At 38.0% G+C, this 26,642-nt stretch carries 26 protein-coding genes and 1 riboswitch; of the genes, 16 read left to right on the forward strand and 10 right to left on the reverse strand.

Annotation, left to right across the window (positions count from 1 at the left end; all coding sequences use genetic code 11):
* Nucleotides 1-5 precede the first annotated feature (5 nt).
* A complete protein-coding gene (locus IGI38_RS17625) occupies nt 6-1,451 on the forward strand; it encodes a PTS mannitol transporter subunit IICB (RefSeq protein WP_438732964.1) in 1,446 nt (481 codons plus the stop codon).
* A gap of 406 nt (nt 1,452-1,857) precedes the next feature.
* Entirely contained in the window at nt 1,858-2,757 is a 900-nt protein-coding gene (locus tag IGI38_RS17630; protein WP_438732966.1) for an NAD(P)-dependent oxidoreductase, read from the forward strand.
* 250 nt (nt 2,758-3,007) lie between these two features.
* On the opposite strand, the gene rarD is transcribed toward IGI38_RS17630, so the two are convergent.
* From rarD to IGI38_RS17655, 5 genes are all read right to left on the reverse strand, one after another.
* On the reverse strand, nt 3,008-3,898 hold the full coding sequence (rarD, locus tag IGI38_RS17635) for an EamA family transporter RarD (RefSeq protein WP_438732968.1): 891 nt from the start codon (nt 3,896-3,898) through the stop codon (nt 3,008-3,010).
* A gap of 306 nt (nt 3,899-4,204) precedes the next feature.
* On the reverse strand, nt 4,205-4,381 hold the full coding sequence (locus IGI38_RS17640; protein ID WP_438732970.1) for a hypothetical protein: 177 nt from the start codon (nt 4,379-4,381) through the stop codon (nt 4,205-4,207).
* Between the two features lie 160 nt (nt 4,382-4,541).
* A complete protein-coding gene (locus IGI38_RS17645; RefSeq protein ID WP_438732972.1) occupies nt 4,542-4,973 on the reverse strand; it encodes a GNAT family N-acetyltransferase in 432 nt (143 codons plus the stop codon).
* 226 nt (nt 4,974-5,199) lie between these two features.
* Nucleotides 5,200-6,369: a galactokinase gene (locus IGI38_RS17650; protein WP_438732974.1), complete on the reverse strand. Its 1,170-nt coding sequence runs from the start codon at nt 6,367-6,369 to the stop codon at nt 5,200-5,202.
* Nucleotides 6,359-7,402 carry an aldose epimerase family protein gene (locus IGI38_RS17655; RefSeq protein WP_438732976.1) on the reverse strand — a complete coding sequence of 348 codons (1,044 nt, stop codon included), beginning with the start codon at nt 7,400-7,402 and terminating at the stop codon, nt 6,359-6,361. Before IGI38_RS17655 ends, IGI38_RS17650 begins: the two co-directional genes overlap by 11 nt.
* A 371-nt stretch (nt 7,403-7,773) precedes the next feature.
* On the opposite strand from IGI38_RS17655, the gene IGI38_RS17660 reads away from it, so the two are divergent.
* The 3 genes from IGI38_RS17660 (at nt 7,774) to IGI38_RS17670 (ending at nt 10,073) form a co-directional block, all read left to right on the forward strand.
* The gene (locus tag IGI38_RS17660; RefSeq protein WP_438732978.1) at nt 7,774-8,679 is read left to right on the forward strand and encodes an AraC family ligand binding domain-containing protein; all 906 of its coding nucleotides are present in this window, start codon (nt 7,774-7,776) and stop codon (nt 8,677-8,679) included.
* Nucleotides 8,680-8,806: 127 nt separating this feature from the next.
* Nucleotides 8,807-9,508, forward strand: a complete 702-nt coding sequence (gene deoC, locus IGI38_RS17665; protein ID WP_438732979.1) for a deoxyribose-phosphate aldolase — start codon at nt 8,807-8,809, stop codon at nt 9,506-9,508.
* 1 nt (nt 9,509) lies between these two features.
* Nucleotides 9,510-10,073: a YdeI/OmpD-associated family protein gene (locus IGI38_RS17670; protein WP_438732981.1), complete on the forward strand. Its 564-nt coding sequence runs from the start codon at nt 9,510-9,512 to the stop codon at nt 10,071-10,073.
* A gap of 17 nt (nt 10,074-10,090) precedes the next feature.
* Here IGI38_RS17670 and IGI38_RS17675 read toward each other — a convergent pair whose 3' ends face one another.
* Nucleotides 10,091-11,203 (reverse strand): NAD(P)/FAD-dependent oxidoreductase, encoded by a 1,113-nt coding sequence (locus IGI38_RS17675; protein ID WP_438733402.1) that lies wholly within the window; start codon nt 11,201-11,203, stop codon nt 10,091-10,093.
* Between the two features lie 218 nt (nt 11,204-11,421).
* Here IGI38_RS17675 and IGI38_RS17680 point away from each other — a divergent pair, with 218 nt between their 5' ends.
* Entirely contained in the window at nt 11,422-11,748 is a 327-nt protein-coding gene (locus IGI38_RS17680) for a PadR family transcriptional regulator (protein WP_438732982.1), read from the forward strand.
* A gap of 3 nt (nt 11,749-11,751) precedes the next feature.
* On the forward strand, nt 11,752-12,696 hold the full coding sequence (locus tag IGI38_RS17685; RefSeq protein ID WP_438732984.1) for a permease prefix domain 1-containing protein: 945 nt from the start codon (nt 11,752-11,754) through the stop codon (nt 12,694-12,696).
* Between the two features lie 68 nt (nt 12,697-12,764).
* Here the strand turns inward: IGI38_RS17685 and IGI38_RS17690 are convergent, their stop codons facing one another.
* Both IGI38_RS17690 and IGI38_RS17695 read right to left on the reverse strand, forming a co-directional pair.
* The gene (locus tag IGI38_RS17690) at nt 12,765-13,685 is read right to left on the reverse strand and encodes a WYL domain-containing protein (protein ID WP_438732985.1); all 921 of its coding nucleotides are present in this window, start codon (nt 13,683-13,685) and stop codon (nt 12,765-12,767) included.
* Between the two features lies 1 nt (nt 13,686).
* Nucleotides 13,687-14,889, reverse strand: coding sequence for a hypothetical protein (locus IGI38_RS17695; RefSeq protein WP_438732987.1), 1,203 nt, complete (start codon nt 14,887-14,889; stop codon nt 13,687-13,689).
* Nucleotides 14,890-14,995: 106 nt separating this feature from the next.
* Between IGI38_RS17695 and IGI38_RS17700 the strand changes: the two genes are divergently transcribed.
* The 6 genes from IGI38_RS17700 to IGI38_RS17725 all read left to right on the forward strand — a co-directional run bounded on the left by IGI38_RS17700 (nt 14,996) and on the right by IGI38_RS17725 (nt 21,715).
* Complete coding sequence (locus IGI38_RS17700) at nt 14,996-15,802, forward strand: hypothetical protein (protein ID WP_438732989.1); 807 nt, start codon at nt 14,996-14,998, stop codon at nt 15,800-15,802.
* A gap of 53 nt (nt 15,803-15,855) precedes the next feature.
* The gene (locus IGI38_RS17705; protein ID WP_438732990.1) at nt 15,856-16,236 is read left to right on the forward strand and encodes a hypothetical protein; all 381 of its coding nucleotides are present in this window, start codon (nt 15,856-15,858) and stop codon (nt 16,234-16,236) included.
* Nucleotides 16,236-18,788 (forward strand): metallophosphoesterase, encoded by a 2,553-nt coding sequence (locus IGI38_RS17710; protein WP_438732992.1) that lies wholly within the window; start codon nt 16,236-16,238, stop codon nt 18,786-18,788. The genes IGI38_RS17705 and IGI38_RS17710 overlap by 1 nt, the downstream gene beginning before the upstream one ends.
* Before the next feature lie 14 nt (nt 18,789-18,802).
* Complete coding sequence (locus tag IGI38_RS17715; RefSeq protein ID WP_438732994.1) at nt 18,803-19,576, forward strand: nucleotidyltransferase domain-containing protein; 774 nt, start codon at nt 18,803-18,805, stop codon at nt 19,574-19,576.
* A gap of 419 nt (nt 19,577-19,995) precedes the next feature.
* Nucleotides 19,996-21,294: a Y-family DNA polymerase gene (locus IGI38_RS17720; RefSeq protein ID WP_438732996.1), complete on the forward strand. Its 1,299-nt coding sequence runs from the start codon at nt 19,996-19,998 to the stop codon at nt 21,292-21,294.
* Between the two features lies 1 nt (nt 21,295).
* Nucleotides 21,296-21,715 carry a hypothetical protein gene (locus IGI38_RS17725; RefSeq protein WP_438732998.1) on the forward strand — a complete coding sequence of 140 codons (420 nt, stop codon included), beginning with the start codon at nt 21,296-21,298 and terminating at the stop codon, nt 21,713-21,715.
* 88 nt (nt 21,716-21,803) lie between these two features.
* Here the strand turns inward: IGI38_RS17725 and lepB are convergent, their stop codons facing one another.
* On the reverse strand, nt 21,804-22,373 hold the full coding sequence (gene lepB, locus IGI38_RS17730) for a signal peptidase I (protein WP_438733000.1): 570 nt from the start codon (nt 22,371-22,373) through the stop codon (nt 21,804-21,806).
* A gap of 147 nt (nt 22,374-22,520) precedes the next feature.
* On the opposite strand from lepB, the gene IGI38_RS17735 reads away from it, so the two are divergent.
* Nucleotides 22,521-23,156, forward strand: a complete 636-nt coding sequence (locus IGI38_RS17735) for a pentapeptide repeat-containing protein (protein WP_438733002.1) — start codon at nt 22,521-22,523, stop codon at nt 23,154-23,156.
* Complete coding sequence (locus IGI38_RS17740) at nt 23,157-23,852, forward strand: alpha/beta hydrolase (protein WP_438733004.1); 696 nt, start codon at nt 23,157-23,159, stop codon at nt 23,850-23,852.
* 40 nt (nt 23,853-23,892) lie between these two features.
* On the opposite strand, the gene IGI38_RS17745 is transcribed toward IGI38_RS17740, so the two are convergent.
* Nucleotides 23,893-25,842 carry a MucBP domain-containing protein gene (locus IGI38_RS17745; RefSeq protein ID WP_438733006.1) on the reverse strand — a complete coding sequence of 650 codons (1,950 nt, stop codon included), beginning with the start codon at nt 25,840-25,842 and terminating at the stop codon, nt 23,893-23,895.
* On the opposite strand from IGI38_RS17745, the gene IGI38_RS17750 reads away from it, so the two are divergent.
* Nucleotides 25,841-26,128 (forward strand): hypothetical protein, encoded by a 288-nt coding sequence (locus tag IGI38_RS17750; RefSeq protein ID WP_438733008.1) that lies wholly within the window; start codon nt 25,841-25,843, stop codon nt 26,126-26,128. The two genes, IGI38_RS17745 and IGI38_RS17750, sit on opposite strands and share 2 nt — an antisense overlap.
* 241 nt (nt 26,129-26,369) lie before the next feature.
* Nucleotides 26,370-26,536, forward strand: a riboswitch (M-box (ykoK) riboswitch).
* Nucleotides 26,537-26,642 lie beyond the last annotated feature (106 nt).

Genomic DNA, 26,642 nt, shown 5'->3' on the forward strand with positions numbered 1-26,642 from the left:
AGGAAATGGATGTAACGAATGAAGGAAAACAAGTATCGATGCGTGCGAGAGTTCAAGCTTTTGGCGGATTTCTAACGAACATGGTATTGCCAAACATTGGTGCGTTTATTGCGTGGGGAATTGCGACAGCGTTGTTCATTCCAACAGGATGGTTTCCGAATGAATCGCTGAATGAATTAGTGGGTCCGACAGTCAGTTATTTACTGCCATTATTGTTAGCATATACTGGTGGTCGAATGATCGGCGGGCATCGTGGAGCGGTATTAGGCTCGATTGGAACGATTGGTTTAATTATCGGTTCGGATATTCCGATGTTCATGGGCGCGATGGTGATTGGACCATTGGGCGGTTGGATTATGAAGAAAACAGATGATTTTTTAGATGGAAAAATCCCAGCTGGTTTTGAAATGGTGGTAAATAATTTTTCGATTGGAATTATCGGTTTTATCTTAATGTGTCTGTCCTATTTAGTAGTAGGCCCAACGATCCAATCCGCGAACCAATTTGTGACGAATGCGATTGAAGCCTTAGTTTCGACAGGTTTCTTACCGCTACTTTCTTTGATTAATGAACCTGCAAAAGTGCTGTTTCTGAATAATGTTATTGATCAAGGTGTTTATTATCCATTGGGAATGCAACAAACATTAGAGGCGGGTAAGTCGATTTATTTCATGGTAGCTTCAAACCCTGGACCTGGATTGGGATTACTGCTAGCATATTCTTTCTTTGGAAAAAAAGCGGCGAAGCGGACAGCTCCCGGAGCGATCATTATCCACTTCTTTGGTGGAATTCACGAAATGTATTTCCCTTATGTATTGATGAAACCGATTACTATTCTAGCAATGATCGCAGGGGGGATGGCCGGAACATTGACCTTCCAATTGCTAAATGTCGGATTAGTTGCTGGACCAAGTCCAGGTTCGATTTTCTCTTACCTTGCATTGACTCCTCGCGGAAATTTCTTTGGAGTTATCGCAGGTGTAGTCATCGCGACGATTGTCTCCTTTTTAGTAACTGCAGTGATTTTGAAGGCAGATAAGAGCGCAGATGACGACGATAGTTTCGAAGAATCAGTCCAAAAATCAAAATCCATGAAATCAGAAGGCAAAGAATTATTGAATGGCGAAAGCAGACAGACTGATGATGCAGTTGCAGCTAATTTGAGTAAGGTCTCCTTTGCCTGTGATGCAGGGATGGGCAGCAGTGCTATGGGTGCTACGACTTTCAAGAAAAAATTACAAAAAGCGGGTGTTACTGACATAGAAGTCAAAAACTATCGGATCGAAGATGTTCCGAAAGATAGCGATATGGTAGTCGTTCACCAAGACCTGGAGGAGCGGACACGCAATGCACATCCGAAAATGAAAATTGTTACACTGAAAAATTACTTACAGGATCCAGCGATCGATCAATTAGTTGATGAGATTGTTAAAGCAAAAATGAAAGAGTGAGTTTTGACGCCGGTATTCTTACCGGTTTTTTTTTGCGTGAAAAAGATCGTCAAATGAGTAAAATTTCTGTAGGCAAAAAATATAAGGAATTGGGGAGAAAAAATTTGGAGGTAATGATTGTTAGCGTCGCTGTATTTTTTACGATGATCGATCTTCTTTTTACTTTTAATCATCTTGCGTCATAAATCAGTACTTATTGATTTCAAAAAAACCAAATGGAAAGAAGTTTTTAGAAATCCTCATAATAATCAAGATTAAAATTTAGTATTCAATTATTCTTTATTATATTAATAATATCACCGCGGTAAGCATAACTTTATTTTACCTGCTTTGACGATTGAATTTCGTTGACGCGGAAATTTGTAGGACGTATCATGAAGTGAATAGGATTATCTAGGAGGCTGACATGGAAAAATTTAAAAAAATGGTGGCAATCGAACCCACAAAATTATTACCTGAATGGGATGAAAAATTAAAGAAGTTTGCGAAAGAGACTATCTTTTATGAGGATATTCCAACTGAGCCATCAGTGATTATCGAACGGATCGGTGATGCGGATTGCGTGATGTTAAGTTTTACGAGTTTTATTGATAAGGAAGTCTTGGATGCTTGTCCTAACATTCGTTATATTGGAATTTGTGCCAGTTTGTATGCGCCTGAGAACGCAAATGTAGATATTCTTCATGCGGAGAAAAAGGGAATTGTCGTGACCGGTGTACGAGATTATGGCGATGAAGGTGTGAAAGAATACGCCATCAGTGAATTGGTTCGTTTGCTGCAAGGACGTGGACCTGCGATGTGGAAGGACGAACCGATGGAATTGACGGATGTCAAGGTCGGTATTGTTGGTATGGGAACTGTTGGTAGTTTATTGGCACGGACAATGAATTTTTTCGGGATGGATGTAAATTATTACAGCCGTACTCGTAAGCCTGAAATTGAAAAAGAATTGGACATGAACTATTTACCTTTGGATGAGCTGCTAGGGAAGGTCGGTATCTTGGTAACCTGTCTGAATAAGAATGTCGTTTTATTAGATGAAGCAGCCTTCAAAACGTTCGGAAACGGAAAAATTTTGATGAATGTATCAATTGCCCCTTCTCATGAAGTTGCCGCCTTAAAAAATTGGTTAGCTCAGCCTGGTAATTATGCCTTCAGTGATACTGAAGCAGGTCTAGGTGAAGAGGTGATTGGCGGATCAAATGTTTTTGCTGGAAAAACCAACGCAGGCTTAACATCAATGGCGAAAGTGCGCTTGGCACAAAAAGTAATTGGAAATATCGAAAATTTTCAAACGAATAACTAAGAGTGAGTGACTCAAGTATTATTGCTTGGGTCACTTTTACTTTTTGAAAAGCTCGATGGTTTTGTTAATATCATGTGATTAAAAGTTACACATGTTGTTCGGATTTCACAAAAAACTTCATTGGAGGAAGCATGGACTCATCGAGAAGCACTTTGTTAGGCAACAAATTATGGGAAAGTTAAAGCAAGTAAAGTATTCAAATCCGGTGAAATGGTACATGAGTTCAACTACTAAAAAAAGGAATTCGTCATTACAGACGGATTCCTTTTTTACGTGACTGAATGAAATTACCCAGAATAAAAATCAGAATGCCTAGCCAAATAAAGGCAAAGGCGATAAATTGCGGTAATGCATAAGGCTCATGGAACAAAAAAATCGCCATCGCTAGCATGATGGTAGGATTGACATATTGTAAAAAGCCCAATGTGATGTATGACAATTTTTTTACAGCTGTTGCAAATAGCAGCAAAGGAATAGCTGTGACGATCCCGGCGCCGATCAGCAATAAGTTGGTGTTCATTGAATAATTCATAAAACCCGTTGGTGAAAGGAAAAATAAATAAATCAAACCAAAGGGCGCGATAATTAATGTTTCCAAAGTAATACTAGTAGCGGCACTCAACTGCAACTGTTTTTTTGTGAGACCGTACAAACAAAAGCTAGCTGCCAAAAAAAGCGAGTTGAAAGGAAAAACACCTGTTTGAACAGTTAACAACACGACACCGGTCAACGCAGAAAAACTCGCGAGTTTTGCCTGCTTGGATAACGGTTCTTTCAAATAGATCGCACCGGCCAAGACATTCAGCAAGGGGTTAATATAATAACCAAGACTAGCTTGCTGGACTTGTCCAATAGATACGGTATAAATGTATATACCCCAGTTTAGCGAAATAAAAATTGCTGCGACAACGATTGCCAGCATCTTGCGTTTATTTTTTAACAGTTCTTTGACTTCTTGAACAAAGGTAGGAATTTTTCGCAATACAACCAAATAAATAGTCATGAAGAGTAGCGACCAAATAATACGATAAAACAAAATATCCACGGGACCAACATTTCCTAATAATTTCCAGTAAAGCGGTAGGATGCCCCAAATAATATATGCGCCAAACCCATAAACCAACCCAGAATCTTTTTTCATTGGAACCTCCTTAATTGAATCATGTTTCATCATTTTAACATAAACGATTGGGATTTTTTTAGAAAAAGTAGGAATTACATTTATCTAAACTAAGACAAAAATCTATGTAGAAAACGGAGGAGGATACTTTAAGTATTTTTCAATGATACATTAAAATAATAAAGTCTGAGGCGTATAAACTTTCCAACTTTAAAGAAATAAATGTTTTCGCTTTTGTTTTGTTAAGCATTACTCGAAAAGACGTTTAAATTAACTAGTTTAAAATGAGTATTTCATTAATGGTAAAGCAGTAGGAAACGGAAGAAATCAACGGCGATTTTGAGCTTCTTTTATTGCCTTAACTGCATTAATTCCAAATGAAATCAGGAAAAAGAAACTTGCCAGTTTAAGAATGCGTCCATCTTGAAAGGCGAAGAAAAGCGAGACACAAAAATAGGAAATGGCTAAATAAGAATACATATTATTGAAATTTCTCAAGTTCATGAAGACCACCTCTTTAGGGAAGTATATTCTTTTGCCTGTTTGCCGTCAAAATGGAGAGACTGAAAAACGTGTCCTTTTGATAATGATTCAATCAAAAAAAGCCCCATACAGTTGATATGGAGAAAGTAATTTTTGGATTAAAAAAATTTACGGGTAAAGACTAAACAGCCCACTCCATAAACAGTTCGATCTCATTTGTTTCGAGATCAAGCTCGTTTTTTATCACCTTGAACCCATGCTTTAGATAGAAATGATAGGCGCGTTCGTTTTTTTGATAAACGCTTAATGCTAGTTTTGAGTAGGCTGCTTGTACGTCGTTGAGTAATTGAGTACCGATTCCTAGCGATCGGAAATCTTTCGAAATAAAAATTCCTGCGATGTAGTTATCGATCATTCCTAGGAATCCGACGATTTCATCATTATGATAATAGACATAGATCTTGGCAGTTGGAAAAGTATTCTTAACCGCGGGATAGTTTTTGAGCCAATAATCCTTCTCAATAAAATCATGGGTATCCAAATTACTGTCCAACCAAATTTTTGAAATGGTTTCTAAGTTAAGATCACTGATAGTTTCAATTAGTTTAATCATAAATAACTCCGATTTTTTAATAGTATAGAAATCTGATAAGCCAGAAAGAGAAAGACCCCATTGGACTAAAATCCAAAAGTCTTAATAGAATCGCGAAAGGGACATAAATACACCTTTTAACTAATTGTATTATAAAAAGTACCGTACATGCAAAGTGTTCGGAAGAATCTGCATACAAAAAACCTCCATCTAAAACAGATGGAGGAGAGTATCCCCTGATCCTAGGTTATCCGATTTTTGTTGTCCCGCTGCCGATATGTGCGACATAAAAGTCTGGAGCGTAACCGACAATTTTCAGATAGTCATCATAGACATTGTTTTTGAAGGTCGGGATATTTTCTTCTTTGACTAATGCAATGGCGCAACCACCAAAACCGGCACCAGTCATGCGAGCACCAAGGACACCGTCTTGCGTTTGAGCCGCATCAACTAGTGTGTCTAATTCGATTCCAGTTACTTCATAGTCATGACGGAGAGAGTAGTGGGAAGCATTTAGCAACTTTCCAAAAGCGTCTAAATGTCCTTTTTCTAATTCTGATTTAGCTTCTAATGTCCGCTGATTCTCGGTGACTGCATGACGGGCCCGACGAATCAAGGTTTCGTCATTGATCAAGTTGATATTAGCTTCAAAGGTATCCTTATCAAGATCTCCAAGTGACTGAATATCTAATTCTTTTTGCAAACGAGCAAGAGCTTCTTCGCATTCGCTGCGGCGTTCGTTGTATTTAGAATCGGCCAATTCCCGACGCTTGTTGGTATTCATGATAACCACTGCATAGCCGTCAAGTTTTACTGGGACCATTTCATATTTCAAGGTGTTGGTATCTAGCAGTATCGCTTGATCAACATCGCCGAAACCAATCGCGAATTGATCCATGATCCCTGAGTTGACACCGATAAATTCATTTTCAACTTTTTTCCCCGTTTGTACTAATTCAAGACGATTTGTCTTCAAATTGAATAAATCTTCGACTGCAACGCCTACCAACAATTCCAATGATGCGCTGCTTGAGAGGCCAGCGCCATTTGGAATCGTACCTTCGACCAATAGTTCAAACCCATGATCAATCGAGTGTCCTGCTTCTTGCAATTTTAAGATCATGCCTTTTACATAATTGGCCCAATTATCTTTTTTGTCGTATGCCAAACTATCAATATCAAAAGTTAGGACACCAATATCTTCAAAGTTTGTTGAATAAACCAATACCTTTTTGTCTTCTCGGGGTGTAGCAACACCATATGTTCCGTAAGTAATGGAAGCAGGGAAGACATGACCGCCATTGTAGTCAGTGTGTTCACCAATCAAATTGATGCGGCCAGGTGAGAAATATTGGGTTGTTTCTCTAGGTCCAAAAATTTCAGCAAATTTTGTGTTTAGCTCGCGTTTAATTTCCAAGTTTCTTCGCTTCTTTCAGAGTTATTTTGTATTCGGTCGTTGTTTCGAAGGGTTCGTTCGCAGGCAAAGTAATTGAGCCAAATGTCGAATAGTGTTCCGCGCCAGGAGCGATTTGTGTCTCAAAAGTGATACCGCCATGATGTACTAGCTTTTCTCCATGGATCATCGGTCCATCTTCGCCAAAGTTTGCGGTGAAAATTACGACGCTGGACAAATCCGTTGAGACGGTTAATTCGATCTTCTCATCAGGGCTAGTCAGTTTAGCTGCAGGTTTATGCAAACTTCTTTCTTTCAAAAAGAAGGGATGATCAAGCCCGTTGCATAGATTTTTCTGTTCAAATTCACTGGCAAATACATCAGCTAAAGCTCTTGCTGTTTGGAAATCAAAAGCAGTTCCTTTCGTATCGACGATGTCCCCCGTTGGGATCGTATCTGGTCGAAGAGCCGCAAAAGACTCACTGGCTAACCAAAGTTTGTGTTCATCAATTGATTGAGTAACGTCACCAGTTAAATTAAAGTAAACATGGTTGGTTGGATTGAACAACGTTGTTTGATCACTGATGCCCTTTGTAGTCACACGCCAAACATTATCTTGCGTAAGTGTGTGGCGTACTTCAATTTCTAGATTACCAGGAAAACCATGTTCACCGTCAAGGCTTGTTGTAGTAAACACGACAGAAGCTTCATCCTCACTATTTTCAATCGTGTAGGTCCATTTCTTTGTTTCGAATCCTGGTTTGCCGCCATGCAGAGAATGTCCAGTTGCTGGATCAACGGAGACTTGATAGTTTTTACCGTTAAGAGTGAAACGGCCATTTTCGATTCGACCAGCCGTTCGGCCAATTGTTGCGCCAATAAAAGGATCTTTCTCCAAATATTCTTCAGCAGAATCAAAACCTAGAACCAATTCTTTGTCCCGACCAAGACTAACGATGCGCGCGCCCAAGTCAGTGACAGATAAGTGGAACCCATCTTCATTTTCAATAGTGATGATTTGATAATCACTACCGAAATCTCTTTGTGTAATTTGCATATAAAAACCTCTCTTTTTGTATAGTAGGAAACTTCATGTGTTCCAATAAGTTTATCGATTTATGGATAAAGTGACAAGGGCTAGACATTTATCTATCGTTGTTGAGTATAATTTAACAAGAAATCGCTTTCTTTAAAACGTATTTCTGTGACGACTATTTAACTTTTTGTTGCATATTTAAAAATTGAGTAAAAAGAGTTTTTTTTGCTTCGCTCTCGTTTTCTTCTGGGACTAGCTTGAATAGTATGGATTAAATAATGACTAGCAGATTTTTCAAACACTTCGAAGGCTATCAGAAAATAGATTTTTTAACGATTCAGAAAAAATATACGGTATAATTTAGAGTGAAACTCAGAGAAAGGGGTTATGAGATGGAACAGACGATCTTTTTAAAAAAGGAACAGCATCAATTGAAAACAGATCTTCATTTTGATTTTTGTGGAATATCTAAAACATTGCCATTCCATGCTTTTGGCCCGGCGATTCGGCAAAACTATATATTACATGTTGTGATGGAAGGAAAAGGGACGTATCAAGTCAAAAACCGACAATATCATTTGAAGAAGGGCGATTTGTTTTTGATTCGGCCCGGTGATTCGACATTCTATTTAGCGGATGGGGAGGAACCATGGATGTATTGTTGGCTTTCATTTGGCGGTACGGCTGCGGATGAAATTGTTCGGCATTCTCATTTTAGAAATGATCAATATACGATGGTTTCTTCAGACATTCAAACGTACATCGATACAATAGCAGCATGTCTTCCTTTTAGTGAGGAAACACTGGTGAACGAATTGCATTTGAATGAATTGACGTATCGATTTTTAGCTGCCTTATTGGAAGACGGTGGAAAGATACATTTAGGTGATCAAAACAATTATTCACCATTAGCAGTAGCAACTGTGGAATATATTGAATCACACTATGCTGAGCAATTGACTGTTGAAGGTATCGCGCAGTATTTATCTGTTAATCGCAGTCATTTATCTCGGGTTTTTCGTAATCATATGGCTATTGGCATTAAAGAGTACATTCTGGGTGTGCGAGTTAATCGAGCAGCGTTTCTGCTTTCTATGACAGATGAATCAGTGGAAACTATTGCGGAACAAGTCGGTTTTAATAGTCTGGTAGTTTTTAGTCGAATGTTTAAAAAATTAACTGGCGAAACAGCGACGGGCTATCGTAAACGAATGAAAAATGAAGATTTTAAAAATATTTCACTGAATGAACTGAAAAAACAATTAAATCAGCAAGCAATCGTTAATCGCGCGACATAATAAAGATAGCGTTTACAAAGAATAACAAATACCCTATACTTAAATTATAAGATATATAGTTATTTTCTTGTATGACGCTGATAAAAGTATAGGGAATAATTATATAAAAAAACAGGAGGGATCCACCATGAAAAAGGCTACTGAGATGACTGTTGAAGAGTTAGGTGCTTATATCGATCAGTCGGTGCTGAAACCGGATTTTACTGAAGCCGAAATTCGTCAGTATATCCAAGAGGGTATCGACTATCATTGTGCGACGGTCTGTGTCAATCCATCGTCACTAGATATTGCAGCAGAGCTGACTAAAGGAACAGATACAAAAATTTGTGTCGTTTGTGATTTTCCTTTTGGAACCAGTACAACGCCATCGAAAGTTTTGCAGGCGGAGACCTATTGTCAAAGAGAAGATATTTATGAACTAGATATTGTCGCAAATTTTGGTTGGATTCGCAGCGGTAAATTCGATGAAGTGACAAAGGAGCTGTTAGTAATCGTGGAAACTTGCCATGCTCATGGGACCGCAGTGAAGGTTATTTTTGAAACGGATACGTTAAGTGAGGAACAAATTCGTCAAGCATGTGAATGTGCGATTGCAGCGAATGCTGATTTTGTAAAAACAAGCACGGGATTTATCACTGGTTACGAAAGCAAGGGTGCCACGAATGAAGTAATCCAGATCATGATGGATCAGTGCAAAGGACGTATCAAAATAAAAGGCAGCGGCGGGATTCGTACACGGGAGCATTTCTTAGAGTTGATTGACATGGGGATTGATCGGATGGGAATTGGCTTCAAATCAACACCAGTCGTTTTAGGAGTAGATAAATAATATGGATGAAAACTTACTTTTTACAACGCGAGATGATTTTCATACTTGGCTTACAGTGAACGCGGCATCTAGCGGCGGTGTGTGGCTAGTGTTTGGAAAGACGAAGGAACTCAAAACTGTCAAGGCTGGAGAGGCATTAGAAGAGGCGCTGTGCTTTGGTTGGATTGATGGTGTAATGAAAAAAGTGGACGAACACTCTTACCTAAAGTATTTTGCTCCGCGTCGTAAAAACAGCAAATGGTCTGAGAAAAATAAAAAGATTGTTGCGAAATTAGAGCAGCAAGGTTTGCTGACTGAGCTTGGACGTGAAAAAATTGCTGAGGCGAAGAAAAATGGTCAATGGGATAGTGCCACTAAGCCATCCGCGATTACAGAGGAACAGATTGCGGAAGTGGCTGAATTGTTGAGGGACAATAAAGAGGCTGTAAAGAATTTTGAGAACATGTCACCTTCAGTTAGGAAGACGTATACGCGGGCTTATTTGGATGCAAAAACTGATGCAGGACGGACGAAACGTTTGGCTTGGATGACTGATCGATTAGAAAAGAATTTAAAACCGATGTAAATCAAAACGCTGAAATCTTAAAATGATTCCAGCGTTTTTTTTGATTGAATATATTTCGATAGTTCCTTTTGATAAACCAGCCAGTCTGATTTTCCCGTATTCAAATAGTGGGCTAAAAGATACCCGATATAAGGGCCGGTCGTCAAACCAGAAGAACCAAGACCGCTAGCGACGAGCAGCTGATCATTTAATCGTCCAAAAAAGGGTGCGAAGTCGGATGTATATGCACGTGTACCGACTCGATAGTGGAAAAGAGAGGATACTAATTTCTCCGGTTCAGCTAAAAAGCTGCTAGCTCCATTAGTCAATTGCTCAAAAGCAGTTGAGGTTTCTGCTAAATCCCATCCAGCCTCATTTTCATGAGTCGCTCCCAATAATATTTTTCCATCCATGAATGGAATTAAGTCTGCCTCCCCATCTAGCATGGCAACAGGAAAATCATCACTGTTTTTGAATTCGGTTTGAAAAACTAACAGTTGCCCTTTTTGCGGTCGCAAGTCTACTTGATACTCTAGCGGTGCAAGCAAATCTTTTAAATGTGGACCAACCGTTAGAATAATTTGATCAAAGACGGCTTTTTTATTCTCACCATAACAGACGGTCTTGGAATCTGCCAATTGAACACGTTGCGGGATAAATACAATGCCTTTTTCTTCAGCTTGTTTTCGCATCTTCAGCAGGTAAGCTTTGCCGTCCAGACGGCCGCCGCCGCTGATTTTCAAAGCTGGAGCAGGTTTTAACAATGGTAATTCGTGTTGTGTCTGGTCGCTAGACAGTTTCTCGATTGTGCCAATCTCTGGGGCCGTTTCTTTTCGTTGCTCGGCTAAAGCCAAAAGTTCATCCAGCTGTTTTTCAGGCCGTAAAAGGAGTGTTCCGGATCGTCGATAGATCGTGTGGTCTAGTTGGAAATCTTGGATTAGCTTTGGAAAAAAAGCAGCCCCGTCTTTTGCTAAGCGATACCACTGTTTATTACGGCGTTTAGATAGCCAAGGAGAAATGATTCCAGCACTAGCCTGGGTTGCTTGGCCGGTAGGTTCATCAAATAGCGTTATTTGATATTTATTTTGATCTAAATAATTTGCCAGCGTCATGCCGATGATTCCGCCGCCAATAATTGCGATTTTTTGCATAGCAGTTACTTCCTTCATTGTATCGTAGAATTTGTTTTAGTCTGTATTGTAAGAACAGTTAAAGTAGGTTTCAAAGACGAGCAAGCATCCGTCTGTTGTTGATTCTGACACAACAAAAGTTTTTTTTCAATAAATCTGAAATATTTTACTTTACCTGTCGTAGTAATTGTCGTACAATGATTACAACGACAGATGAAGTAATTTCAGGAGGTGGCAAAATGATTTCAAGCGATGGAATTCGCGGGTACAATGATGTCATCATTTTGTCTGTATTGAAGGATGGCGATTCTTATGGATACGCGGTTTCCCAAAAGATCAGGGATGTGAGTGAAGAAATTTATATTATTAAAGAAACGACACTTTACTCAGCGTTTAACCGTTTAGAAAAAAATGGCTACATCCATTCTTACCCAGGAGAAATTACCCATGGGAAAAAGCGGACGTATTACCAGATAACAGATAAGGGTTTGACTTTTTTAGAAGAGAAGCGGGATGAATGGAAGCAGACTAAAAAAGTTGTGAATCGATTTATGAAAGAAGGGTAAAAAATGGATACGATCAAAAATTATATAGAGACATTGTTTCTTGAATTTCCAAATACGAAAGAAGTCCAACGAGCTAAGCAAGAGATCTTGACGATTATGGAAGATCATTATTTGGCATTATTAGATGAAGGAAAGAGTGAGCACGAAGCGATTGGTCAAGTAATTAGCGAGTTCGGCTCAGTCGATGAACTACGAGAAGAATTAGAGTTTGCGTCTCGAGAAAGAGAACCAGAAAATGGAATCGAAGAAGAAGAGATGTATCATTATTTGGCGAATCGAAAGAGAGATGCTAAGGGATTAAGCTTAGGGATTAGCGGTTGTTTATTAGCAGTAGGTGCATTGATCGGGCTGAGTATTAGCGGTTCTGAAATGATGGGATTTCTACTATTCTTCATAATTATAGCTATCAGTGTTGGAGTCATTATTTATAATGGTATGCAATTTTCGAAAAGCAATGTAGGGTTGAATGATCGTTACATCGCGGTTGATTTGAATAAAGAAGCTCAAAAATTGAAGCAAGGGTATCAAAAGAGTTTCCAAGTTAGCTTAGTGTTTGGGATTTGTCTGTGCGTGTTGAGTGTTTCGCCGATTTTCTTTTTCCAAATGTTTACGTACGCTGAATATGGGATTCCGGTAATGTTTTTCTTTTTAGCGATTGGTGTCTTTTTAATTATTTACGGCAGCATCAATTACAGCAGTTTTGATAAATTTATTAAAGAAAAATATTTCATCGCCGATGAAGATTCGTTAGGACCAAATGCAATGCAGGAAAAATATGGCGACTCTGCCCGAACAAAACATTTATTGGAACGTGTATATTGGCCTATCGTTGTAATGATTTATTTTAGTTGGTCTTTTCTGACCCATTCATGGGGTTTTAGTTGGATGATTTTTGTAATGGCGGGAATTTTCTATAGTGTTTTGGAGGCCATTTTCGTAAAAAAGTAGCCTAGGGTTTATAAGTTGAAAGACGTTCTGCATTATTCTTAATGCCTAGAACGTCTTTTTTGTTTGGATCATTTAAGTTTAATGACTTGCTTTTGCAGTAATAATCTTTGTTTTATCAACTCTACAAAATGAATGGGTTGGATAACTTTCATACGAGCACCGAAGGACAATACATTGATTAGTAACTCAGTTTCATCTTTTTTCTCATAAAAAATTGTCATACGATAAAGTGAGTTATCTGAGCGCTCAAGTATTTTACGATAATTCGAAAAATGGAAAGTCGCGCGCTCAAGCGCAGCTCGCTCATCTTTTATTTCACAAACAATAGTGCAAAGGTTTGACTTTATTTGATTGCAGTTACTATCAGAGGAGGTGGCTTCATTAAATTGAACACTTTGAATGTCTGAGCAATTGAAAACAATATTTTTCCAGTTTTTATTTGATTTATATTTTCCTAAGACTCGAAATTTATTGTTTTTAGCAGAATATTCTAATTTCAAAGGCTGAAATACATGATTGGTAACAGTTCTTTTTTTAGCAGATTGATAATCTAAAGTTACAATTTCTTTTTGACGAATACTGTCCAATAATTGGTGGATGATTTTTCCATAGTTCTTATCAAATCGATCCTCACTAATAAATTGATCAAAATACTGATAATCCTGCCACTCAAATAGAGGTTCGGTTTCCTCCAAATCAAAGGATTCTCCTACACAATCAAATTTTGAGTCTTGTTGGATCGCTGACAACCAAGCTTTTTCTAATTTAGTTAGTGGAAATGATTGTGGAGGACTATTCAAAATTGAGCAGTGTTGCCTCAGCAAATGCCATCCTTCTTCATCGTCTTTCAAATAGTCAAGCATTTCAAAAGGCGTTTCCTTGAAGCCATCTTGATTCAATAAATCCAGTTGTTGTTCAAGTGATTCTGTCTGCAATACTTTAGTCATTAGTTGATAATAGAGGCTGTTTACTTCTGAAAAAAGTTCCATATTATTCCTCCAATCCGTAAAGGCTGCTCAGTTCGTCAACGTCAGCCCAAAACTGATTTTCCCATGTGCGATTTGGCGAATTGATTTGCACAATCCGACCGAGCCACGTTCGGAGCCAAGGCTCCATGCCACGGGGGTCAACAAGAGTAATTGAAAATTTATAAAGGTTTTCTCCAACCGTTTCGACGATCCCTTGCCGTTTTTCTCGTAGTAGTCGTTTATACAAGTAATGCTCTGGTAGATGAAATAAAATCTCATAGGTAATCGGTCTACGAGCCGTAAAAGAACAGTTCCAACTGGTCGCTTCAGCTACAAGTAATTTTTCTAATCCACGAGAGAAATTTTCTGCCGACTCTAATAGTTGTCCGTCTTCTAAATAATCCAGTCGTAGGGAATACAGTTTTCCTGATTGTATGCCAACGAGATATTGCCGACCACTTTCACAACTTGAGTAAATTTTCAGTGGGGTCAAACTAATTTCTACACCATTCGTTTTGAGCAACTTCACTTTTCTCCTTTGTTTGATAGCCAGTAGAAGCAGGAGCAGAATCTCACTCTCTAATGTTTGATTGTCATATTTGTGCTTGAAACAAAACGGTGAGGGGAGAGCATCATAACGTTTCAGTAAAAGATCGCCGATTACACCAACTGGAGCAACCTCTTTATAAAATTGAATTGCCTGTAGTTGTTTAGCAGTAAACGTCGTCCGTTTATTTAACGCGTAGAACCATTGTTTTCCTTGCTTTTCCTTGCGCAAAATCTCCATCTCTGTGTATTCATTCAATTTATTACGAACTGTCAAGCTATCAATTAGGTAGTCATCTTTAAAAAAGGATAGGTAGCTGTCAATTGCTTGAACAATCTCATTGACTGTGACTATCGATTCTTGTGCTAGAATATCCAAAATAACGAAATGTAGAAAAATATCATTGCGGGTGAAAGATTTTGTTTGCCATAAAACATGGAGCGGATTATCTGCTTGATTCGCAGGTAATACCAGGCGATAGCTTTTTTTATTGTTAACGGTTTGCGATTCAATATAGTCGTGAAGTAGGCTCTCTAATCGACGACGTTCATTGTCATAGGTGCGAGGACTGGAAAGAGTGATCTCCTCTCGGCTTCTAAATCCGTAAATCAGAAATTCCCGTGTATAGCTTCGTAATGTAGCAAATTGCTTAACTAGTTCTTGAAATTTTTTTACCATTTGATTCTCCTTATTTTTCATTGTATCAAGTTCGCACCCTTTTTTAAAAGAACTATTTTCTTTAATTGGTTAAGATAAGATCAAGAAAACACGAGGAGGAACAAATATGGCGATCCTAACACTTACTTCTGATCATTCAGAATTTACTCAATTAATCAAAAAACATCCTGAGGGTGGTTTACAATTACGGAGAATTCGTAATGGCACTAGTTTCGGATGGTATGAAACGCCGCAGACTTACTGCATGTATTTTCAAGATTACGGAACGAATCTCTCCTTTCGTTCGACACGGGAGGAACAGCAGCATTACTTGAACGTGAAACAGTATTCTGCACCACAGGTTTATCTATCGTTAATGGCCGAATACTTGAAATCAGCTATGAAATCAGCAGAATCAGGAAAATCCTATAACCAGTTAACCTTTTCAATGGTAGAAATTAAAAAATTTGGACTACTTCAGTCAATCTATCATGCGTTACCGGAATTTGAATTCTCAGAAAAATTGTTAATGGATGGCTTTTATCAAGTGAAGGTAACAACCGATTCACTTTCGCGATTATTACAAGGCACATATCTTGTATTGTTGCTTTTAGCAAAGGAAAGTAGCACGTTTTTAGATGAGAGTGATTCACTGATTCAACGAGGTATTGAAGCGCTTCAAAGCATCCGAGCACCGTATTATTTAAGAAATTTATTTGTTCGAAAATTTTTGTACAAGAAAGAAACTTTTTTTAAGTATAAAGAAGCGGTGGAAGAAAATAGTCGAGAAAAAATTATTTTTTCTTATCGCGGTACGAGCTATTCACGTATTGAGAAGGTGCGGGAACTTTTAGATATGAAACACGACATTTTAGATGTCGGTTGTGGTGGCGGTGCTTATTTTAAACTTGCGGAAAAGTTGATTCTTATGTAGGTGTAGATATTGATTCAGGTGTTTTAGCATATGCCAAAGATCGTGGTGAACGAATGAGACTGGAAAATTTGCAATTGCACACTTCCTTAGATGAGGTTCAACTTCAAGTTGATAGAGACATTCTATTGATGGAAGTTATTGAACATATGTCTTTAGAAGAAGCTGCTGATTTGCTGCAGCGTTTGTTAAGTCAGTCGTTTCATCAACTGATTCTGTCCACACCTAACAAAGACTTCAATGGATTTTACGGATTAACAGAAAAACAATTCCGTCATGAAGATCATAAATTTGAGTTTAGAACGCTCGATTTTCAGACGTGGTTAACAGCAACGGTCGGCCCAGGATTTACAATACAGTTCTTCACAACAGGGGATCAAGTCAATGGGATTGCTACAACACAAGGGGCAATGATCGAAAGAAAGGAACAATTATGATGAAAATTATTACTAAGGTCCACACGATTTTTTTATTGATCGGACCTACAGAATCAGGTAAAACAACTTTTGCTAAGGAAGTACTGATGCCTCAATTGGCTTTTCAAGAAGAACAGAAGAATTTTCAAACGAATATTCAACACTTATCTTCTGATGATATGCGGAGAGAATTGTTAGGGCGAGACTACGACAAGTATGCTGCAAGTATGTTGGAGGCTTCTGGCGTGACATTCCCATATTTAAAAACTAAATTAGATTTTTTGACCAGCTATCCGATTAACGCGGAATTTGTGATTGTTGATACGATAGGTTTAGCGGAGGATTTTCGTCAGGAAATTAAGACAATCGCGGATAAAAATAATTATCGTGTAGAAGCCGTTGTCTTTGATTATCCTAGAGCAGATTTTTATGCGTCCGAACGCTCGAAAGTATTGATCACAAAACACGTAGATCGTTTCAAACGTGAGGTTTTGCCTAAGTTGGCGAAAGAAGATTATGATGCGGTTCACCGAATCAAACAAAAAGATTTTCAGAAATTTTGTGTTGAGGTCGATAATAAAGAAGAGTATTTGGCTACTTTATTGTCGAATCATCAGGATTATGCTGTGATTGGGGATGTCCATGAATCGTTATTGGGTTTGAAAAAAATTGTATCTAAACTGGGCTATCGTGTAAGTGATGAAGAAATGACGGTTTCTGGAAAAAAACCATTTTCATTGATTCTATTGGGGGATTGGATCGATAAAGGGAATCAAACAACTGAAATGATCGAATTTCTTTACCGGAATCAGCAACATTTTCAGTTTGTACTAGGAAATCATGAAAATTTTGTTTATCGATATCTGAAAGGCGAGATTAAAGGAACGGATCAAGAAACGCTTGATCAGCATTTTACTTCATTGAAATACTTGAAGAAAGAGCCGGAAACTCTGAAAAAATTCAATCAATTAGTAGAACAAAGTCAACCTTTCTTACGTCGAATTGGTGATGAAAAGCAATCCTTTATTGTCACTCATGCACCCTGCCGTCAGCAGTATCTTGGAAAAATGGATATCAGTTCTCTGCGAAACCAACGAAATTTTCGCTTAAACCGTGAGAAAACCAGCCAAGAACAACTTCAATGGTTGGATGAGGAAAGTATGTATAACCTGCCGGTCCATGTGTTTGGTCATATTGCTACAAAGGATATTTATCGTGTGAAAAATAAATATGGGATTGATACAGGATTAGTATATGGTAATAAGTTAAGTGCTATTAAGATTTTTGGCAGAGGAAATGCGTTGGTTTCAGTTTCTTCTAATCATACAAAAACTGAAGAATTACCTATACTTTTCTCACGTCCAAAATTGCAATCATGGGAGAGGCTATCTGACAAGGAACGTAAACGATTATTCCATTTGGTGAGAAATAAAGTTCAATATTTATCAGGAACGATGGCGCCAGCAGCAGCAAATATTGAGCAGAATGACTTAGAATCGTTGGCGGAAGCTCTGGATTATTATCGGCAACAAGGTGTAGATCAGGTTGTATTGGAGCCAAAATATATGGGTTCTCGAGCAAATGTTTATTTATTTGATAAACTAGAAGATTGTTATGCTATTTCTCGTAAAGGCTACAAGATTCGAGTTCCAGAAATTGAAGCTGTTTTTGTTGAACTGATGACACAATTTTCTGGCTACATGAAAAAAAATAAGATTCGCATGTTGTTATTGGATGGCGAATTATTGCCATGGCGAGCACTTGGTGAAAATTTGATTAACTTGGAATATTGGCCTGTTGCTAAAGGAATTGAAACGGAATTGAATTATTTAAAGGATAGCAAATTTTCTGAGTTTTTTGAACAAATGAATGGTGAGCTATCTGCTTCAGACTTCCAAACAGATAGCTACCATTTATCGAAAAAGCAATTAGCTGAAAAATATGGCGAACATCAAACGCGTCAATTTAGAGAGTGGATGAAGGCTGCACCCCATCAAGTGACTTTACAAACTCAAGAAAAAGCATTGAACGTATACAAGCAACAGATCGAAATGTATGGAAAAGAAGCACCATTGAGTTTTAAGGTCTTTGATTTGCTGAAAATTGTGTACCAAAATAATGAAGAAATCCTTGTGGAGCAACCTACGTCGGAAATCTATCAGTTTTTAAGCAAAGATGAATATTTGCTGTTAGATCTTCATTCAAAAAATACTCAACAGCAGGCACAGGGGTATTTCGATCAAATGACCATGCAACTGCAAATGGAAGGGATTGTTGTAAAGCCAGAATACCAGAAAAAGAATGTTGCGCCTTTCTTGAAGGTTCGAAATGAATCTTACTTAACATTAATCTATGGATTTACCTATCGTAGTCAGCACCAATATCAAAAGTTGATTAAAGGAAAAAACATTTTTCATAAATTACGAACTTCGATCAAAGAATATGAACTTGCCCAGGATCTGTTAAGACTTCCAATCAGTCAATTAACAGCAGAAAACAACGACTATTTAAATATTTTGGCAAATTTGTTGTTTGAAATGGACAAGGAAGTCGGACTAGATCCAAGACTTTAACAAAAATAGGGGGGATGAGATTGAAACCAAAAATTGAGCAAGCATTACAAAAAATCGCTAAACGGGAAAATATTGAAATTCTTTATGCGGTCGAAAGTGGCAGCCGCGCGTGGGGATTTCCTTCTAAAGATAGCGATTATGATGTTCGCTTTCTATACCGGCGCAAAAAAGATTGGTATTTGAAATTAGAAAAAACAACGGATCATTTAGAATTTCCGATCGATGAACAACTAGATATTTGTGGCTGGGATTTAGATAAAACGTTAAGATTGCTTCAAAAAAGTAACCCAGCCTTGCTAGAATGGTTAAACTCACCAATTATCTACCATGAGAAGCCACAATTTAGTAAAGAATTACGTTGTTTGAGTGATAAAAATATAGATGAGCAGCGACTTATTTATCACTATCTTCATATGGCGGAGGGAAACTATCGTGAATATTTGAGAAAGGAATACGTTCGAATCAAAAAATATTTTTATGTCCTGCGTCCAGTATTGGCGTGTATGTGGATTAAAGAATACCAACAAAGACCACCGGTTGAGTTTGAACGTTTATTGGCGCTCCCAGGTTTATCACTGGAGTTGCTTAAAGTAATTGATGACTTATTGGTTCGAAAAATGAGAGGAGACGAGTTGGATTTAGAGTTAGCCATTCCACAATTGAACACTTTTTTAACAGAACAGCTAGATTTTTTTACTGAATATGTTAAAGAACTCGATAAATATCCTAGGATCGATTCAGCTGAATTGAACGCTTTTTTCTTGAAGTGGGTTGATGAGAAACAATAAAAATAGATTCATTCGAATCATAATATTTTTAAGAGGTTGTGACAGAAGTGGTCAGCTTCAAGAAATAAGAAGGGATTTCCGAAAATTGCTTCTTAAATTTTTGTGAAATTTCGGCTTATTTCCGAAGAAGCTACTTCTGACACACCGTTTGTTCGGAAAAAGGACCTGTGACAAGACTTTTGTCACAGGTCCTCTATTTGTTATCAGTATACTTTTAATAATTTTAAAGACTAATAATCATAAAGAAGAATTAAAAAATATGAGTCAGCTCTAACTATTTAGTTAAAAAGAAAGAGTGGAAGAGTATTTTCAATAAATAGTTGTTATTAATTCTTTATAAGCAAATGATTGACAAAAAGCCGGAATAAACTTAAACTAAAAGCGAACATACGTTTGTTTTTTTGAGGGAGGTGATTTTAATGAACATTTATGAAGGAGAGCCGGTCAGAGATGTCTTTTGTATGGATTCAAAAAGTTTTTATGCTAGCGTTGAGTGTATTGAACTTAACTTAAATCCATTAGAAGCATTATTAGTCGTAATGAGCGGTGATCGTGAGAATGAAGGGTTAGTTTTAGCGGCGAGTCCTAAGGCAAAAGAGATTTTAGGTATTAGTAATGTTAGTCGCGGTTTTGAGATTCCTAATCATCCTGATCTGCACATTGTACCGCCAAGAATGACCTTGTACATTCAGTATCATATGCGCATTCAGGAGATCTTTCGTTCATATATGGCGGAAGAGGATATTCATACATATAGCATTGATGAACAGTTTGGAGACTTAACTCATAGCTGGAAACTATTCGGTAATAGTTCAGCAGAAGTCGGTAAAATGATTCAAAATGAAATTATTGAGAAGGTTGGTATTTATACGTCATTGGGTATGGGGGACAATCCTTTGTTGGCGAAAATAGCGATGGATATTGATGCTAAACATCAGGATGATCGTTTCGCACAGTGGCATTATCAGGATGTTCCAGGAAAAATTTGGCCGCTTCGATTGAGTAATTTTTGTGGTATCGGCAGACGAATGGAGCGTCGTTATCAAATGATGGGAATGGAGACAATGGGTGACTTGGCTCACACTGATCCGTTCATTTTGAAGAATCATTTTGGGGTGATGGGCATGCAGCATTATATGCACGCATGGGGAATCGATCGTTCAGTTCTCTCTCAAAAGGATTTATATCCTACTAAGGAGAAATCAATTGGCAATTCACAAGTTTTGCCGAAGAATTATGCCCATAAGGGAGATATTCTAACAGTCATCGCTGAAATCTGCGAGCAGGTCGCTCAACGGTTGCGTAAGGCAGATGTTTTAGGAGGAACACTGCATCTAGGAATTATGTATGCTTATTTTGGCAGCGGAAAGCGGGGCGGGTTCCATCATCAGCTGAAGATTCCGCCAACACACCAAGCCAAAGAGTTGACCCAGGTGGCTTTTAGCTTGTTCGAAAAATATTGGGATAAATCCGAAGTGCGGAACATTTCGATTACGGTTTCTTCATTGCGTCCAGCAGGAAGTTTACAGTTAAGTCTTTTTGAAGATCCGCATCAAACAATTAAAGAAGAAAAGATTGATGAAGTTATTGCCCAAATCCGCAGCCGCTACAAGTTTACCTCGATCGTCCGAGCACACTCACTAAATGAAGGGGCAACAGCAATTAAACGAGCAGGACTGGTTGGCGGTCATGCTGGCGGAATGGAAGGAATGGATTAATATGATTTATGATGATGAAAGCGCAGAACAGCTTTTTATGGAAGCGAAACGAGTGTATCAAGATCGTGGAATGATGAAATGGATCGGTTTTTATCTATCCGATCATACCGCTGTGCTGAATAAAGAATCGAAAGAACGAAATCATATCAATGACGGAAAAGAGCCAATGACTTTAGAGGAGATTGGAGAAACATTGCAGAAAGCGTATTTGCAAAATAAGCGGATCGCTATCCAATTGGAAACGCTGGATGATGAAGGGAATTATTTAGATGATTTAGTTGGAAAAGTTGTCGGACAAAGGGAGGAAAAAATTTATTTGAATGAGGAAGAACGTGGAGCTGTTCATCTAACTATTGAACAAATTCATCATATCGAAATAGTTGGGCCGAAGAAAATTCTTAGTGAAAAAATCACTAGGTAGTAATTTAGATTGGCAACTCCTTCGAAATAGAAAATATAAGAAAATAAGAAGATATCAAAAAGTCATGGCGATTTTCGCCATGACTTTTTTAAAATAATTTGATTTCATTTAATGGCCAGAAACGCAGGATCACTTTTCCTTGGATCAAAGATTTGTCAACGAAGCCAAAAATACGGCTGTCTTTAGAGATCAAGCGGTTATCGCCCATAACGAAGTATTGATTTTTAGGAACAGTTACATTGAAGTCATTAGTAAAGCTAGTGGCATTGGCCGCCTGCTCCTGGAATGCTGTATTGTATGAATATTCGTCAAAAAGCTTGTCCTTTGTGAATTTTTCTTTGAACGCATTGAGATAGGGTTCCTCATATTTTTTTCCGTTGATCATTAACGTATTGTTTTTCATTTCAACGTGGTCCCCAGGCAATCCGATGATGCGCTTCACTACGTAAATATTCTGATTATCAGGTTCTTTAGTAGTAATAATATCCTGCCTATCTAAATTTGATATTTTAGATGTAATCAGGCGTTGGTTGTCATGCAGCGTTGGGTCCATAGAATGACCCTCAACTTTTACTGGAGAAAAAACAAACATTCTAGCAAGAAAAATTAGTATGATGATTAGGACTACTGGGAGCCATTCTTTTATCTTATTGTTCATAGGGTCACCTCATTGCTAAATTCTATCATTCTTCAAAATAAAAAGCTCTTTTGAACATCTGTTGGAAGGAAAAGTGGTTTTGGGCTAGAGAAATATCGTCAGTTATGGGAAACTTAGAATACAAAAATGATAAACGGGAGTAGTGCAATGAATAAGAATTATCCAACGCCACCGATTTTACCCAGAAATTTTACTGACGATTTTTACTTAGAAGACGAAACGGTCATAGAAGATGTCCATGGGATTGACTTCGATTACAGTTATTCAACCTGCGAGAATTTAGTATTGCGCCGATCGATTTTTGAAAAAGTTACGCTGCAGCGAACGAAGTTGATACGTTTTGAAGCCAGTAATGTAATCTTTAAGAATTGTGATTTTTCTAATCTTGAATGGATCGGCGGCAGTTTTCATCAGATTACCTTTGAAAATTGTAAATTGACAGGTTGTAATTTTGCGGAGAGTTATTTGCGAGATTGCCAATTTAAAGATTGTCTCATTAACTTTGGTTCATTTAGTGCGACAAATCTGAAAAACGTGGCTTTTGAGAACTGCCAAATGACGGATAGTGAGTTTTTCGAAGTCACTTGGAAGCATTTGTTTTTGACGAATAATGAGTTGGACAATAGTAATTGGATGCGAACCAAATTGTCTGGATTAGATTTTACGAGTAATCAATTTGGCAAGATTGCTTTTTCAATGGAGCAGTTGAAGGGCTTGAAGGTCAATTCTTATCAAGCGATGATTATTGCAGCCGGTTTAGGGTTGCAGATAGTAGAGGGTTAAATGAAAGTAGAACAAAGAAAGATTCAGGAAATCCCAGTTACTTGCTGGGGCGAAGCGAATAAAAAAGTGATTCTAGCGTTTCATGGCGATCAATCGCACAAAGAGGATACCGTGATTCAGCTTTTAGCAGAAAAGGCAGTAAAAAAAGGATATCAAGTCTGGAGTTTTGATTTGCCGGAGCATGGGGAACGAAAAAAGGATACGTACGCGTTGAATCCGAAAAACGTTGTAGCTGACGCGAATAAAATCTTGCTGGAGTTAGAAAAGCAGGCAGAATGTATTTCGTTATTTGGTTGCAGCATGGGTGCGTATTTTGGCATGCTGGTGTGTCAGGGGAAGAAGATTGATCAGAGCTTTTTCTTATCACCAATCGTCGATATGAAAGAATTGATCGATAATATGATGTTGTGGTCGCAAGTGACTGCGGCGGATTTAAAACGAGAACAAAGGATTGAGACGCCGATAAAAACATTGGAGTGGGATTATTATTCTTATGTCGTTGAACATCCAATCAAATGGACCATCCCTACCAAAATTTTATACGGTGGAAAAGATAGTATGACTTCTAGAACGATGATAGAGAAATTTACTGAGACTGCACAAAGTACAGTAACGATTTTTGAAGCGGGGGAACATTTTTTCTATACACCCGAACAATTGAGTGTTTATCAAGAATGGTTGGAAGCAAGTCTATAAAAAGCGTCCTAGCTAAATTTGCTAGGACGCTTTTTCATAATCATTTTGCTTTTTTTCGACTAAAAAATAGTAAGGCAGTGGCGAGGACCAGGGTACAGATGCCGGCAATAAGGTAATTCGATGCGAGGTTCTCACCAGTTTTTGGTAATTTTGTGCCTGTATTTTTGGTTGTTACAGTTTGATGACTGTGATTGTTCGATGATCCAGCAGGAGTCACTTTGTCATTTGAATCAGAAATTTTCCCTGTTGTTGATTGGCTGCTGGAATCAGTGCTCGTTGTTGGCGGTGTGGTTGTGTCAGACGAACTAGACTCACTTGTATCTGTAGTCGGTTTTGTTTCTGGCTGATAAACATAGGTGACGGTCTGCGCGTTATTGCTAAAACTTCCTTTTGCATTTTTCGGTAATTGTTTCTCATCTAAAACATAGCCCTGGATTGTTGGTTGATACTCTTTGCCGGAAACATCAAAGTCGGCCCCTAATTCACCCTTTACAATTTTTTCTTTATGGATTTTTTTACCAGTTGGATCTACATAGTTGACAGTCACTGGTTGAGCTTCTTTTTCAGGATCAATCACGGTAACGGTAGCTTTAGCTGTAGCGTGGTCGCCTGTCCAGCTCCTATTTGGAACACGATCGTAAGTATACGTGATCTCATACTTGCCAACTTTGGTATTATTGACATCACCCTCAACGGAGACATCTCCAAAGGTGATTGGGTTTCCTTTAGGATCAGTTCCACCGTCAAAATTATCTTCTGCCTTCCAATTTTCATCAACATAAATCGTAGAATCATGAGCCTTTAACGTTGCGGTGTTTCGTTGGTAGACATAAGTAACGGTTTGCAGGTCGGTGGTTAAGCTGCCTGTAGCATTTTCCGGCATACTCGTTTGAACTAGACTGTAGCCGGGAATAGTCAGCTGATAATCAGCTGTTGTTGTATCGTATTGATCCCCAACGTTTCCTTCGATTGTTTGAGAAGCATGGATATTGTCACCATCCGCATCAATGTATTTGATCGTTACCCCGGGTGAAGCGGTAGTGTGTTGAACATTGAATTGATGCAAATAGGTTCCTGATGAAATGGCATAGAAAGAAAATCGCTCAGGTTGATTGTACGTTCCAGCTGGATTATTCAAGCGAGCGTTGTATTCAAAGGTTTGCAGCTGATCAAATTCTTCCTGCGTTACTCCGGAAACAGTTAGGCCTTCATCTGTTATTGCCAATCGGCTGCTGTCTAGTTGTACACCGTTAAAATCAAAATAGGTCTGATTGGAACTATTTGATGTAGTGAATGGTGGAACATAGCCATCGTAGTTGGTCATTCGATTTGGCATAATCGTAAATGGGATGTAGATTGTTTGTTTATCTGCGTCATAGTTCAATTCTTTGGCATTGATGTCAGTGGCCGGATCATTCCGTCCGGTATTTTGGCCAAAAGCAGCAAGTTGTGTCAATGCAGGCATTTGATTAATCGGGCTAAAATCTGTAATACCGCAAAATTGGACACGCAATTCATTCAATTTTGTCAAAACAGTGATGGGTTCAATTGTTGTGATATTCATATTAGTTTCGAAGGTCAATGATTCCAAATTGGTCATTTTAGTGATTTTGTCATAAACCCCATTAGTTACGTTACTCCCGGAAAGGTTTAGGCGGGTGATTACCGTACTGAAATTGGGTACATTTTGGTCAGTGACATTCGAGCCCATCAAATATACTTGTTTTAATTTTGGCAAGTCAGCCAATACAGAAAAATCACTAATTTGATTGTTTGAATTCATATAGAAATACTCAAGATTCGTTGACAGTTCTAAACCTTTTAAACTAGCAATGGCATTGTCTGAATTTTGGATATAGAGACTAGTTAACTTGGTCATATCCTCTTGAGTCAACGTATCCTTTGTTTTTCCGATTGCCTTGGCGACGATTTCTTGCAAGACAGGATCAGGTAGCCAGGTGTCTAGGGCTATCGCACGTGCTTCAGGCATGCTCGACGTTGAACTTGTTTCAGTTTGTGAATGGATAACTGGGTTTTCAGTTGAACTCGAAGTGCTGTTTGAAATAGCTGGCTCCGGTTCTGAGGAAGATAAACTTACGTTATTTGTTGAACTAGTAGACATGAGTGGCTCAGAGAAAGCTGGAGTAGCAGATTCACTGCTAGTTGTTGTTGTTTCAGCTGTGCCTTGGAGCGGGAGAGTCAACACGGATCCTAACATTAAAGAGCTTGCAACTAACATATGTAATTTATTTTTCATAATTATAATTCCTTTATAAGTGTTTTGTAATAGATAAATAATAAAACTTTTTCTTTAAATAGAATGATCAACTTTTGTTTAATAACTTTTGTTTTTTGAACAATTTATTTCGTTTGATTTAATTATCATAAAAAATGGGTTATTCCTAGTAAATTTTTAGTAAAAGATTTTATAAGCAAATCTAAAGAAATATCGATTTTCTAAAGAAAGTTTTGCTATTTAATGACAGAAAAAGTAGTATTCTTTGTGAAAGTAAATATAAGTAAACTTGTTAGGTGAGGCTCCTAAACAAACATAGGCTATTGCGCAGAAACGTCGAAAGACGCCAATGTGTAAAATAGGAATTGTCGGATTAAGGCTTTTCATAAAATAGCTAAGAGTATTCTTTACGTTGTTTAGTGCTAAAACTCAGACGATGAGATTGATTGTGTGAGACACCAGACTTGTTAGTTTTTTTCACTAACGTTTGGTGTCTCTTTTTTAGGTTATTTATTGTGGACTCTCTCGTCTCAAACAATTACTTGATGAAGGGA

It is taken from the genome of Enterococcus sp. AZ128 (assembly GCF_051714485.1).
Taxonomy (GTDB): domain Bacteria; phylum Bacillota; class Bacilli; order Lactobacillales; family Enterococcaceae; genus Enterococcus_A.